This window comes from Telluria sp. RB2R28 (genome assembly GCF_059685835.1).
The window spans coordinates 297604-311343 of record NZ_JCASIK010000005.1 but is presented as its reverse complement, the minus strand read 5'-3'; the positions used below and the strand labels follow the sequence as shown (position 1 = coordinate 311343).

The 13740-nt window shown below is 62.9% G+C and carries 11 protein-coding genes; 9 read left to right on the top strand and 2 right to left on the bottom strand.

Annotated elements, in window-relative coordinates:
• Position 1 precedes the first annotated feature (1 nt).
• The 7 genes from AC56LV_RS19625 (at position 2) to AC56LV_RS19595 (ending at position 9740) form a co-directional block, all read left to right on the top strand.
• Positions 2-1765 (top strand): DUF4153 domain-containing protein, encoded by a 1764-nt coding sequence (locus tag AC56LV_RS19625; RefSeq protein ID WP_499560085.1) that lies wholly within the window; start codon positions 2-4, stop codon positions 1763-1765.
• A gap of 213 nt (positions 1766-1978) precedes the next feature.
• Positions 1979-3217: a porin gene (locus AC56LV_RS19620; protein ID WP_499560084.1), complete on the top strand. Its 1239-nt coding sequence runs from the start codon at positions 1979-1981 to the stop codon at positions 3215-3217.
• A gap of 9 nt (positions 3218-3226) precedes the next feature.
• Entirely contained in the window at positions 3227-3628 is a 402-nt protein-coding gene (locus AC56LV_RS19615; RefSeq protein WP_499560083.1) for a type 2 periplasmic-binding domain-containing protein, read from the top strand.
• Positions 3629-3694: 66 nt separating this feature from the next.
• The gene (locus AC56LV_RS19610) at positions 3695-5263 is read left to right on the top strand and encodes a methyl-accepting chemotaxis protein (protein ID WP_499560082.1); all 1569 of its coding nucleotides are present in this window, start codon (positions 3695-3697) and stop codon (positions 5261-5263) included.
• A 301-nt stretch (positions 5264-5564) separates the two neighbouring features.
• Entirely contained in the window at positions 5565-7289 is a 1725-nt protein-coding gene (gene pilB, locus AC56LV_RS19605) for a type IV-A pilus assembly ATPase PilB (protein ID WP_499560081.1), read from the top strand.
• Between the two features lie 20 nt (positions 7290-7309).
• Positions 7310-8542 (top strand): type II secretion system F family protein, encoded by a 1233-nt coding sequence (locus AC56LV_RS19600; protein WP_499560080.1) that lies wholly within the window; start codon positions 7310-7312, stop codon positions 8540-8542.
• Positions 8543-8696: 154 nt separating this feature from the next.
• Complete coding sequence (locus tag AC56LV_RS19595; protein WP_499560079.1) at positions 8697-9740, top strand: S41 family peptidase; 1044 nt, start codon at positions 8697-8699, stop codon at positions 9738-9740.
• Between the two features lie 408 nt (positions 9741-10148).
• Here the strand turns inward: AC56LV_RS19595 and AC56LV_RS19590 are convergent, their stop codons facing one another.
• Both AC56LV_RS19590 and AC56LV_RS19585 read right to left on the bottom strand, forming a co-directional pair.
• Positions 10149-11471, bottom strand: a complete 1323-nt coding sequence (locus tag AC56LV_RS19590; RefSeq protein ID WP_499560078.1) for an ATP-binding protein — start codon at positions 11469-11471, stop codon at positions 10149-10151.
• Positions 11468-12130, bottom strand: a complete 663-nt coding sequence (locus AC56LV_RS19585) for a response regulator transcription factor (protein WP_499560077.1) — start codon at positions 12128-12130, stop codon at positions 11468-11470. Before AC56LV_RS19585 ends, AC56LV_RS19590 begins: the two co-directional genes overlap by 4 nt.
• Before the next feature lie 357 nt (positions 12131-12487).
• Here AC56LV_RS19585 and pbpG point away from each other — a divergent pair, with 357 nt between their 5' ends.
• Complete coding sequence (gene pbpG / locus AC56LV_RS19580) at positions 12488-13354, top strand: D-alanyl-D-alanine endopeptidase (RefSeq protein ID WP_499560076.1); 867 nt, start codon at positions 12488-12490, stop codon at positions 13352-13354.
• A 143-nt stretch (positions 13355-13497) separates the two neighbouring features.
• Positions 13498-13737 carry a hypothetical protein gene (locus AC56LV_RS19575; protein ID WP_499560075.1) on the top strand — a complete coding sequence of 80 codons (240 nt, stop codon included), beginning with the start codon at positions 13498-13500 and terminating at the stop codon, positions 13735-13737.
• The last annotated feature ends 3 nt before the right edge of the window (positions 13738-13740 follow it).

The following is a 13740-nucleotide window of genomic DNA, read 5'->3' as shown; positions in this document are numbered from 1 at the left end:
GTTGGCGCCGCACCGGCTTGGCCCCGCACGCATCGGCATCGGCCTGATCCAGGGCGTGCTGCTGTACCTGCTTTACACGGCGCTGCAGGACAAATTATGGCCCGCGACCGCGCCCCTGCTGTTCGCGCCGCTGGTGATGCTGGGCGTGCTGCTGCCGGTGATCCTGATCAGCGCCCTCGGGCATGTGCCGCGCCGGACGCTGGCAGGCTGGGTGAGCGCCGCAGCCATCGCGATCACGCTGCTGGCGGTCCACGACATCTGGCGCCGGCTGGGCGGCGCCGCAGACATGCGCCCGACCCCGTCCGGCCCCTTGACGGTGTGCCTGGCCGCAGGTTGCTTCATCGCCCACGCGCTGGTGCTCGCCGGCGCGCGCGAGCGCCAGCGCATCGCGGCGTATGCCACGTATTTTGACGTGGCGTGGACCCTTGGCCTGCAGCTCGCCTTCAGCGCCCTGTTCGTCGGCGCAACCTGGCTCGTGCTGCAACTGGGCGCATCGCTGTTCGACCTGATCCGGCTCAACTTCCTGAGCCAGGCCATGGAAAAAGCCTGGTTCTCCATTCCCGTCTCGGTGTTCGCCTTTGCCTGCGCGATGCACCTGACCGACGTCAAGCCGGCCATCGTGCGCGGGATCCGCAATCTGGTGCACGTGCTGCTGTCGTGGACGCTGCCGGTGCTCACGCTGCTGGTGGCGGGCTTCCTGGCCAGCCTGCCATTTACCGGACTTGAGCCGCTGTGGGCCACGCGCAGCGCTGCCGGGATGCTGCTGTCGGCGGCGGCCTGCTTTGTGGTGCTGATCAATGCGGCCTGGCAGGATGGCAGCGAGCGCCCGGCGCGCATCATCGCCGTCTCGGCGCGCGTGGCGAGCCTGCTGCTGGCGCCGCTGACGCTGCTTGCCGCGTACGCACTCGCGCTGCGCGTGCTCGACCATGGCTGGTCGACCAACCGCGTGATCGCCGCCGCCTGCCTGCTGGTGGCGGTGTGCTATGCGGGCGGCTATGCGGCGGCGGCCGCGCGGCGGGGCTGGTTGCCCACACTGGCCGGCGTCAACATCGCCGCCGCCTTCACGGTGCTCGGCGTGCTGGCGCTGCTGCTCTCGCCCCTGCTCGACCCCGGACGCATCGCCGTCGCCAGCCAGCTGGCGCGCCTGGATGCCGGCCAGATCACGTTACGGCAACTGGACGTGGACCATCTCTGGAATCACGGCGAGCGCTACGGCCGCGCCGCACTGGCCCGCCTGCAGGGCAGCACGACCGGCCCGGATGCCGGCTGGCTGCGGACCGAACTGGCGCGCCTGCGCCAGCCTGCCCGGGACACCGGCGCCATCAACATGGTCAAGCAACTGCACGTGTGGCCGACGGGCGCCACGCTGCCGGCCGGCTTCGCGCAGAACGACTGGCGCGGCATGCAGCAATCGACGCGCCTGCCGTGGTGCATGCGCACCCAGAACGCGGTGTGTGACGCGTTCGTGCTCGACCTGGGCGGCGGCGCTCGGCCAGAGGTCGTAGTGGTCGGCCGCAACGTCAATGGCAATGGCCATGAAAGCGCCGTGTTGCGCCAGGATGCGCACGGCGCCTGGGAACTGGCTGCCACCCTGCCTGAGCTGTACGGCGATTGCGCACCGCTGTTCAACGCCATGCGTGCTGGCCGCTTACGCGCCGCGCCGCCGGTGCTCGCGGATCTGGAGATCGACGGCCGCCGCATTCCCCTGCAAAACGATCCCGGCCATCTGGATTGCACGACGCCATCCGCCAAGCCTGTCAACTAACTTGCAATAAAGGAATGTGTTCTGACCACCTTGTGTGTCAGTCAGGCCACATTCCATCCGGAAATATCTCCAATACTCTCCAGATGTCATAAAACTGTTGCCGTAAATATTGCCGCATGGATAGAATTAATTCCAGTATGTACCGGCGCTCCTGCCTGCTGCCCTTGTCAGCGCCGTCGTTTCCAGCAGCTTACGTTACCGCACATTCCTATTATGAAAAAAACAATGATCGCCAGCCTGCTGGCGCTGCCTCTGTGCGCGCCGGTCGCACAGGCACAGGAGACCGCCGTCAAAATCAGCGGCTTCGGCACCGCTGCCGCCACCTACGCGGATGAAGACCGCGCCGAATTTGCCCGTCCGAACCAGGCCAGTGGCAGCGCAGGCGACTTCCGCACCGGTATCGATTCGAACCTCGGGCTGCAAGCTGACTACACCGTCAACGACTGGCTGTCGCTGACCGCGCAGGGCCTGGTGCGCAAGGATGCCGAAGAAGGCTATGGCGCCGAACTGAGCTGGGCCTTCGCCAAGTTCCGCATCTCGGATGAACTGAGCGTGCGCGTGGGCCGTGTCGGCCTGCCGATCTTCATGATCTCGGACTACCGCAACGTCGGCTACGCCAACACGATGCTGCGCCCGCCGTCGGAAGTGTATTCGCAAGTGCCATTCAACAGCGTCGATGGCGCCGACATCACCTGGCGCCACGAGTTCGGCAACACCAGCCTGACCACGCAGTTCGCCGCTGGCAGCACCAAGGCGCCGGTGACGAGCTTCCACGTACGCGGCAAGGACATCCTGGCGCTGAACGTGGTGGCCGAAAACGGCCCGTTCACGCTGCGCGTGGGCCACGCCCGCACCAAGGTCACGCTCGACGACCTGCCATCGCTCAATACGCTGATCGGCTCGCTGCGCGCTGCCGGTGCCGGCTACCGCATGCCCCAGTTGACCGCGCTGGCAAGCGAAGTGGAAGCCAAGGGCGACAAGGGCACGTTCAATTCGATCGGCCTGACCGCCGACTGGAACAACTTCGTGCTGCAGAGCGAATTTGCCAAGCGCAAGACCGAGACCTACATCAACGACACCACGTCGTGGTACGTGATGGGCGGCTACCGCATCGGCAAGTTCCTGCCGTACTACACGCGCTCGGAACTGAAGATCGACAGCACCATCAACAACACCGTGCCGACCGCCTGCCCCGCCGGCTTCCCGGCTGCCTGCACCCCGACCCTGCAGGCGCTGCGCGCCGGCGTGAGCCGGATTGCCGTCTCGGGCGTTGGCCAGGGCGAGCAGACCACCGACACGATCGGCGTGCGCTGGGACTTCTACAAGTCGGCCGCGCTGAAGGTGCAGATCGACCGCATCAAGCCAACCGGCAGCGGCCTGTTCATCAATGTCAAGCCGGGCTTCTCCGGTCCTGTGACCGTCGGCGCCGTCGCCCTCGATTTCGTGTTCTAAGGAGCGGCCATGAAAAAAATCATCATCGCTGCCTGCCTGAGCACCGCTTTCGCTGCACTGCCGGCCCTGGCCGAAGTCGTGGTCGTCGTCAATCCGAAGGCCGCCGAGAGCGCGCTGACCAAGGACCAGGTCGCCCAGTTCTTCCTGGGTAAATCGACGTCGATGACGCCGATCGACCAGCCCGACAACGCGCCGGTGCGCGCCGAGTTCTACAAGAAGGTCGCGGACAAGGACGCGGCCCAGGCCAAGGCCCTGTGGTCCAAGCTGGTGTTTACCGGCAAGGCCACGATGCCGAAGGAAGTCGCCGACCACGCCGGCGTCAAGGCTGCCGTCGCCGCCAACCCGAAGGCCATCGGCTACATCGACAAGAGCGCCGTCGATGCGAGCGTCAAGGTCGTCCTTACCCCATAAGCAAGCACTAACCACGCCCGCCACCGGCCCTGCGCCGCGTGGCGGGCGTTGTATCTGGAGACAAGCATGAGCATCAAGCGCAGGATCTGGGCACTGCCCATCATTTCGGCCATCATCTTCGGCCTGGGGGCCGGCATCAGCGCGACCATCGCGAACGGCGCCCTGAAGTCGATCACCACCACCGAGTCGGTGGACTATCCGCTGATGGACGCGGTCAAGGTCCTGTCGCTCGACATCGGAGCCGTCACCGTCATGCTGACCGATGCCGTTACCGAGAACGACAAGGCGCTCGTCGACCAGGCCAACAACCAGGCCGCCAAGGTGCGCACCGCACTCGACCAGCTCGCCAAGATCCCCGGCCAGCAAGCCACGAGCGCGCGCCTGAATACCGAATTCACCGCTTACTACACGCCGGCACTGTCGTCGGCCCGCATCATGCTCGAGATGGAGCAAGGCGACCCGCAAGCCACCGTCGGCGCCATGCAAAAGGCCCTGGCCGCGCTGAATGCCGACCTGGCCAGGACGGCCGATCTGGCCCAGCGCCAGTTCGCTGCCGGCATCGAGGCCAGCCAGAACAGCGTGCGCCAGACCGTGATCGCGATGGTGCTGTCGGCCCTGATCGTGATCGCGGTGCTGGTGGCGATCTCCTGGTTCATGGTTCGCACCATCTGGCAGCAGCTCGGTGGCGAGCCGGCCTATGCGCGCACGATCGCGCAGGCGGTGGCCGCCGGCGACCTGTCGATGGAGATCCACACCGACGCGGGCGACAGCAGCAGCCTGCTGGCCGCGCTGAAGGAAATGCGCACGCGCCTGTCAACGCTGGTGGGCGACATCAAGGCCTCGGCCGACGCCATCGCCAGCGCCAGCAGCGAGATCGCCAGCGGCAACGCCGACCTGGCCAGCCGCACCGAATCGCAGGCATCGAACGTCGACCGCACCACGCGCGCAATGGCCGAGCTGACGGGTGAAGTGCGTCAGAACGCCGCCAACGCCAGCGAAGCCAGTGCGCTGGTGGTCACGGCCAACGAGATCGCATCACGCGGCGGCGACGTCGGCGGCGGCGTGGTCACGACGATGGGCGACATCAGCGCCTCGTCGAACAAGATCGTCGACATCATCGCGACCATTGACGGCATCGCGTTCCAGACCAATATCCTGGCCCTCAACGCAGCCGTCGAAGCGGCCCGTGCCGGCGAGCAGGGCCGCGGCTTTGCCGTGGTGGCCAGCGAAGTGCGCACGCTGGCGCATCGCTCGGCAGCGGCCGCCAAGGAGATCAAGGAGTTGATCGGCGACTCGGTCGCCAAGGTCGGCGCCGGCAGCGCGCTGGTGGACCAGGCCGGCGTGACGATGGCGCAGATCGTCGAGGCAGTGGGCAAGGTGCAAACCATCATGCTCGAGATCCGCGATGCCGGGACGCGCCAGAACGCGGGCATCGAAGACATTGGCCTGGCCATCGGCAGCATCGATGCGATGACGCAGCAAAATGCGGCGCTGGTCGAGGAAGCGGCAGCCGCCGCCGAATCGCTGACGGGCCAGACCGGCCACCTGACCGATGCGCTGGCCGTGTTCAAGCTCGCGCATACGCCTGGCGTGACTGGTACAGCATCGAGTACGCGCCTGGCGCTCGCACACTAGAACGCATGCAGTATTGGCGGGCTGAAGTGTTGCGAAAACCCAGCTTTGCAAGGCGACCACAACCGTAATAGCTTTACCAAGAGTGTTTCATCGCCGCCAAGGCGGCTCACTCTGTAGCGCGGCAGATAGACGCAGCGCCATGTGGACGATCCGGCATGCCATGCCAGATTGTCCACATGCCCGTCTTGCTGCACGTCACACCAAATCCTTTACAAAATTAATGCCCATAGGCATCATCCCTTGATCCGCCGGTGACTCTGGCGTTCTGGTCACATTCCTGAGGTACCCACACCCGGCTCATATGGCAGCAGTCCTCCCTCATCCGACCACCGGCACACCGTTGTCGGGCCTTGCGCGCGCGCTCGTCCAGGCCAACCGCCTGAGCGCCGTGCAGGCGGACATGCTGCACAAGAAAGCCGCGCAGGAAAAAATCGCGTTCATCGATGCGCTGCTGGCCAGCGGCGCGATCGAAGCGCGCACGCTGGCCGCGTTTTGCGCCGAGACCTTCGGTTATCCGCTGCTCGACCTGTCGGCCTTTTCGGTGGGTGTACTGCCTGCCAGCGCCATCGACGCCAAGCTGATGCAGGCCCAGCGCGTGATCGCGCTGGCCAAGCGCGGCAACAAGCTGTCGGTCGCGCTGTCCGACCCCACCAACAGCCAGGCGCTGGACCAGATCAAGTTCCAGAGCGAGGCCACGGTCGAACCGGTGATCGTGCCGCACGACGCCCTGCTGGCCCTGCTGGCGGTCATCGCCAAGGGCGCCGAGCAGGACCTGAGCGACCTGGCCGGCGAAGAAGCGGCGATCGAGTTCGCCGACGACGACAAGGAAGCCGCGCCGCCCGAGGCGGCCAACGATGTCGAGGACGCGCCGATCGTGCGCTTCCTGAACAAGATCCTGATCGACGCGGTGACGATGGGCGCATCGGACATCCACTTCGAGCCCTTCGAAAAGTTCTACCGCATCCGCCTGCGCGTGGACGGCGTGCTGCGCGACCATGCGTCGCCGCCACTGGCGATCCGCGAAAAGCTGGTCTCGCGCATCAAGGTGCTGGCGCGCCTGGACATCGCCGAAAAGCGCGTGCCGCAGGATGGCCGCATGCGCCTGATCATGTCGGCCACGCGCACGATCGATTTTCGTGTCAGCACGCTGCCCACGCTGTTCGGCGAAAAGACCGTCATGCGTATCCTGGACGCGACCCAGGCCCAGATGGGCATCGACGCGCTCGGCTACGATCCCGACCAGAAGGCGCTGCTGCTCGACGCCATCGCCCGCCCCTACGGCATGGTGCTCGTGACCGGCCCGACCGGCTCCGGCAAGACCGTCTCGCTGTACAGCTGCCTGAACCTGCTCAACAAACCGGGCATCAATATCTCGACCGCGGAAGACCCGGCCGAGATCAACCTGCCCGGCGTAAACCAGGTCAACGTCAACGAAAAAGCCGGCCTGACCTTCCCGGTCGCCCTGAAGTCCTTCCTGCGTCAGGATCCCGACATCATCATGGTCGGCGAGATCCGCGACCTGGAAACGGCCGACATCGCGATCAAGGCCGCGCAGACGGGCCACATGGTGTTTTCCACGCTGCACACGAACGATGCGCCGTCGACGCTGACGCGCCTGATGAATATGGGCGTGGCGCCGTTCAACATCGCCTCGTCCGTCATCCTGATCACGGCCCAGCGCCTCGCGCGCCGCCTGTGCACCTGCAAGCAGCCGCTGGCGACGAGCCACGAAGCGCTGCTCGCTGCCGGCTACCGCGAAACCGACATCGACGACTCGTGGAAGCCGTACGGCCCGGTCGGCTGCGACCGCTGCCTGGGCTCGGGCTACAAGGGCCGGGTCGGCATCTACCAGATCATGCCGATCTCGCCCGCGATCGAAGCCCTGATCCTGGGCAACGGCAACGCGATGGAAATCGCGGCCCAGGCCGAGAAGGAAGGCGTCAACTCGCTGCGCCGCTCGGGCCTCATGAAAGTCAAGCAAGGCCTGACCAGCGTCGAAGAAGTCCTCGGCTGCACCAACGAATAAGACCCTGAACAGGAACCCCCATGGCAACTTCCCTATCCCCCAAGAGCCGCGGCGCACAGGTCAAGGAGAACGTGTACGCCTGGGAAGGCAAGGACAAGACCGGGCGCACCGTGCGCGGCGAAGTGCGCGCCGGCGGCGAAGCGATCGTCAACGTGACGCTGCGCCGCCAGGGCATCATGGTCACCAAGGTCAAGAAGAAGGTCTACCGCAGCGGCAAGAAGATCACCGACAAGGACCTGACCATGTTCACGCGCCAGCTCGCGACCATGATGAAGGCCGGCGTGCCGCTGCTGCAATCGTTCGACATCGTCGGCAAGGGCCACGGCAACCCGTCGATGGCCAAGCTGATCCAGGACCTGCGCAACGACGTCGAAACCGGCACGAGCCTGAACCGCGCGTTCCGCAAGTTCCCGCTGTACTTCGATCCGCTGTTCTGCAATCTGGTCGGGGCCGGCGAACAGGCCGGTATTCTTGAAGACCTGCTCACGCGCCTGGCGATCTACAAAGAGAAAACGCTCGCGCTCAAGGGCAAGATCAAGTCGGCGCTGACCTACCCGATCGCCATTCTGGCAGTGGCCTTCATCGTTACCGCCGTGATCATGATCTGGGTCGTGCCGGCCTTCAAGCAGGTGTTTGAAAGCTTCGGCGCCGACCTGCCCACGCCGACCCTGGTGGTGATGGCAATCTCGGACTTCTTCGTCACCTGGTGGTACCTGATCTTCGGCTCGATGTTCGCCACCGGCTACTTCTTCTTCCAGGCCTGGCGCCGCTCGCTCAAGATGCAGCAGGCGATGGACCGCCTGCTGCTGCGCCTGCCAATCTTCGGCCCCGTGATCCGCAAGGCCACCATCGCGCGCTGGACCCGCACGCTGGCCACCATGTTCGCCGCCGGCGTGCCGCTGGTGGAGGCGCTCGACTCGGTCGGCGGCGCATCCGGCAATGCCGTCTACCTGGAAGCGACGCGCAAGATCCAGAACGAGGTCAGCACCGGCACCAGCCTGACGGCGTCGATGCAGAATGTTGAAGTGTTTCCGAACATGGTGATCCAGATGGTGCAGATCGGCGAAGAATCCGGCTCGCTCGACGCCATGCTGGGCAAGGTGGCGGACTTCTTCGAGGAAGAAGTCGACGAGGCCGTGGCGGCGCTGTCGTCGCTGATGGAGCCGTTGATCATGGTGATTCTTGGTGTGCTTATTGGCGGGCTGGTGGTGGCGATGTATTTGCCGATCTTTAAGCTGGGTTCGGTGGTGTAAGTGGGGTCTGCAGGGTTTCGGAAAACGTTGCGGTGAACGCGCCGTGGAGCTCGGGCAGGAGCAGCCTTTTCAGGCCCGTGAAAATGTGCGCATCTTTCCCGCGTTGAGTGTGCCAGACTTTTGATCCTCCTCTCATCTGGAAGCGGATCTCAATATGCATCGAGCATTTGGCATCGCGGTCCTGGCTGCGATGTTTTTCACGCCTGCCGTCGGTGCTGAAGCGCCTGCCCAAACCATGTCTGTTTCATTGGCACGTGAAGTCGCCAGCAAGACGGTCGCGCTTGTCGAAAGCCGTGGCCTGTACCCACGCCAGCAGGCCGAATATGACCGGGCCAGGATGGCACTGTTGGCCATCCTGGATGGACAACCCCTGGAAGTCGACCGAACAGAGCTGTACACACGCATCACTGGTCTCCTGGCGACCCTCGACACGAACGGGCATAGTTTCCTGATCCCTGCACGCCATGAATTGACCGTACAGCGCATGCAAACAGCATCGAGCGATCTTCCTCCGGCAACTTTCCTGGTGCTGCAAACAAGCAAAGGCAAAGTATTGCGCTGGACACCGCCGCCTGTCGTCAATAGCACCATGACGGCCCTTGGCTCCTACTTGACACGCTTTCATGACGAGGCAGAGACAGCGCCCGGCATCACCGACGCCTGCGCCCTGGTGGTCGACCTGAGCGAGCAGACTGGTGGTAATGCCTGGCCGCCCCTGGTGGCGATGCATCCATTGTTCAGCGATGCCAACAACGCGATGTGGGTCGACCGCGACGGCAAGCGCACGGCGCTGATGAATCGTGCTAGCCTGCAAGAAATGCGCCAGAGAACGGGTGAAGGCCGGGCCAATCCGTTAAGCCGCTTCGACAAGGGACCGCTGGCGGTCGTCACCGACAAACGCACGTCGAGTGCAGGGGAAATGTTGTTGATTGCTCTGCTTGGCGAGGCCAGAGTGCAGACGTTTGGCAGCACTTCGTCAGGGATGACGACTGCCAACGCGACCTATCCTTTGCCGGATGGCTCGACCCTGGTGTTGACGCAGTCCCGGTATGCCATCGGGGACAGGCCGGTGATTCGTGGAGGCATTGAACCGATGCGCCAGAATAACCCGGGAGAGAGTTCAGTTAATCCGGTTGCCAGCGCTGCTGAATGGGTAGCGGCAAACTCCGTGAGTTGCAGTCACACCGAGCACAAGTGACAGCTACCGAAAAAGCCGTGCACCGTCCCCGTTGAATCCAAAGCTGAAAGCAGCCCTTTGCCGGAGTAAAAACTTATTGCTGCGATATTTAACGATTTGCCACGGAGGACCGGCGTGTCGTGAAGGTAAAAGTTTGACGTGTGCATGGTGAGAAAAATATGGGATATTTAAATTTTTCCATCCAGACACTCACTGTGTACCGGTGACCAGACAGCTTGTTCAACGATGCCTGCGCCGGTAAAGTCAGTGAATGTGAATCGCTCGCCGGGCATGTGCATACTGCTTCGCCGGCAGAGACCATGAAGCTGGCCGTCACGCCCGTCTCAAGCACTGCAAACCAGCACTGGTTCGTACCAACGGAGCGAAGTCTGCGCCGGTGGCGATGTGGCACACGCGTGCGGCAGGCGCTCAGCGATTGAATCGGACCACTACGCGCAAACCTTGATGCACAGGAGGATGCATGAGCGACACGGTTGCGCCTGACTTGTCCGCAACCGCCCTCACGATTGCCAGACCCAGGCCAGATCCGCTCTCGCGGCCATTTCCCAGTATCCTGTAGAACGGATCAAATACACGCTCGCGCTCGGCCCCCGCGATACCGGGGCCGGTATCGTCCACGATCAGGTTGACTACTTGCTCATCTGGTACCACCAGCACATCGACCCGTCCGCCACGCGGTGAGTAACGAATCGCGTTATCGACCAGATTCTTGATCAACATCTGCAGCTCGATCGGGTGAATCCCAATCGCCGCATCGTCGCTGCCCACGACCCCCAGGTCGATCTCGCGCTCTTCGGCAAGCGGATACAAATCCTCGATGACGAGGCGAATCGTTTGCTGAAGCGAGACTCGCGCCTTCGGGTCATGTGTGCTTTGCTGTGAGCGCGCCAGCGCGAGCAACTGGTCGAGCATGACGCGGTTTCTCTTCAGCCCATCGGTCAACGCCAACAAGCGCTGCCGCGCTTCGCTCGACATGTCAGCCGCCATCAGCCGCTCCGCCTGAAGATTCATCGCCGTCAGCGGCGAGCGCAGTTCATGGGCAGCGTCGGCAACAAACCGCCGCTGCGCCTGCATGCTGCGGTCAATCCGGATCAGGAGGCGGTTGATTTCCGAGATGAAAGGCTGAATTTCGTCCGGAAGCCCAACCGGATCAAGCTGGCCGAGATCATCGCTCCTGCGCTGCCCGGTCTCTACGGCAAGCTTGCGCAAGGGCCCCAGGAGTTGCTGGATCAGGAAGCGAACCAGAAATACAAGTACCGGTGCTAAAAGCGCGAATGAAATGAGCGACCGCACTGCGCTTCGCACTGCCATGGCGTTGCGTACCGTGGTTTGTTGTGCTACTGCAATTCGAACGCCATCAGCGTCGGTCATGACGAAAGTGCGCCAGGATTCGGTACCGACCTCGACCGTCTGAAAACCATCCGGCAGCCGGTTCGAGAACAGGGGCGGCCCGTTCTGTGCGCTTATGTCCCCTACGTCAGGATCATGCAGGAGGCGCACGACAATGCGTTCCTCCAGACGGATTCCACTGATCCGCTGGCGTACGGCCAAGGTAATCGGTCGGGCCTGGATTCGGATGACGATGTGGGCGGTCTGACTCAGCTGCTTGTCCTGGGCAATATGTGCCTCTTTCAGGGCGGTGAGGAACGCCGATGCCGCGGCAATTGCAGCGATGGCGACGACCGCCAGCGAAATCGAGGCCGACAAGCGATACTGCAGCGACGTCTTCATGCCGGCTTTGACACCATCCAGCCAACCCCGCGCACATTCTTGATGGCTGTGCTGCCCAGTTTTTTCCTTAGCGAATGGATCAGGAACTCGACCGCATTACTCTCGACTTCCTCGTTCCAGCCATAAATCCGGCTTTCCAGATCATGCCTTGAAAGTATTGCACCAGGCCGCACCATCAACGCCTGCAGCAATGCGAACTCGCGCCCGGTCAGGCGCACCGCCGCCGCATCCGCGCGCGCTTCGTGAGTGACTGGATCGAGTGTCAGCAAACCGTTTGTCAATACCGGCCCCACCGCCGGGCTCTGACGCCGCGTTACCGCGCGCATTCGTGCCAGTAATTCACTGAGCTGAAAAGGCTTGACCAGATAGTCATCGGCACCGGCATCGAGTCCGGCCACGCGATCCTCTGTTTCGTCGCGTGCGGTCAAGAGGATTACGGGAACTCGCCCACCGGCCGCGCGGATCGCACGCAGCACTTCCATGCCGTCCTGCCTGGGAAGGCCAAGGTCGAGTAGCAACATCTGGTAAGGCAGGCACGCAAACGAACGCAGGGCTGCGTCCCCATCCATCACCCAGTCCACACCGTAGCTGGCGTCGCGCAATGCCTGCTGCACGACATTGCCGATCATGTAGTCGTCTTCCACCAGCAAAACCCGCATTGCCTTTTACCCTTTCTAGACAGACCAGGCAGTGTGGCAGCACTGCCGCAGGACTGCGGCCGACAATGTTCCTGGTACCAGAGCCAGACGGCGACGGCATGGAACGCCGCAGCGATTCTAGCAAACACATGGCAAGTCCCTGCACACGCAGCGGTGCATGCCTGACAGGTCGGGCGGCGCTCGACCGGCTCTCCCCGACCTGCCCCTGCCAGATTGGTCTTGCTAAGTGACTGCTAAGTGCTGCCTCCTACTATTGCCCATTTCGCTGCTCTGGCCCGATGGGCGCGGCATGAGCATCGATGTTCATCTCAATCGGATTGGCTGCGTAGCGGCCGTTCGAAGTTCCCGGTCCCGACAATGAAACTGTTCGCACTTCCTTTCTTCGCCCTGTGCTGCTTCGTATTCCTTTCGCCTCCAGCTCATGCAGGCGCCGTCAGCACAAAGCGCGTGGCCGACCTGGCTACGCTGCGCTCGAGCGCGGTCGTCGTCCTTGATGCCCGATCGAGCAAGATCCTGTACCAGAAGAATCCGCGCGTTGTCATGCCGATCGCTTCGCTGACCAAGCTGATGACTGCACTGGTGGTGCTCGAAGCCAGGCAGAACATGAAGCAGAAGCTGACCGTGACCAAAGCCGATCTCGACAGGATCAAGTATTCCTCGTCGCGCCTCCGGGTCGGGACCCGTCTGTCGCGCGCCGACCTGCTGCACCTGGCCCTGATGAGCTCTGAAAACCGCGCTGCATCGGCGCTCGCCCGCCATTATCCGGGCGGGACCAGGAAACTGGTGGCTGCGATGAATGCCAAGGCGCGTGTGCTGGGCATGAAGGCGACGCGCTACGTCGAACCAACCGGTCTGTCGCGACATAACGTCTCGACGCCAAATGACCTTGCAAGACTGGTTATCGCAGCCGAAAAGAATCCACTCATACGGCGCTATTCGACTGGTCATCGCATGGTCATCCGGCAAGGCAAGGCGAACAGTCTGTACAGGAATACCAACCGGCTGACAGGGAGTGCAAACTGGCGCATTCGCTTGCAGAAAACGGGCTATATTTCCGAAGCCGGCCGCTGCATGGTGCTGTATGCACTCATCAAGAACCGCCCCACGGTGATGGTGTTTCTCCACGCTCAAGGCAAATATTCACATGCTGCCGACGCCAACCGTGTGCGGTCATGGCTCACCAGGTTCGGCGTACGTGCGCTGGCTCAGGCAGTGAAACAGTAGTGGGATTTGCCAGTAGAAACGAAAGCACGCTGCAGGCACTGCGGCGGCAGGTCGACGACGAAAAAGCCGCGTCAGTTCACGCGCGCTACGGTACTCGCAAAGGAATTTTCCGAACGACATCGTTTTCTAAGGAGTAGATTACTTTGAACAGCAAGTCAGTAGCACATGCATCATTGATTCAAGCGAGCGTCTACGCATTTGTCGCGTTGATGGCACTTCTTGTCGTCACCGCCTCCGAGGTGCTGTTGGTGGTCTTCGGCGATATTCTGCTCGCCATTCTGTTCCATGGGACAGGCGCCTGGATACATCGCAAGACGGGATTGAATCAGACTGTTGCACTGGCAATCGGTCTGCTGCTGCCGCTGTTGATCATGGCATTGTGAGGC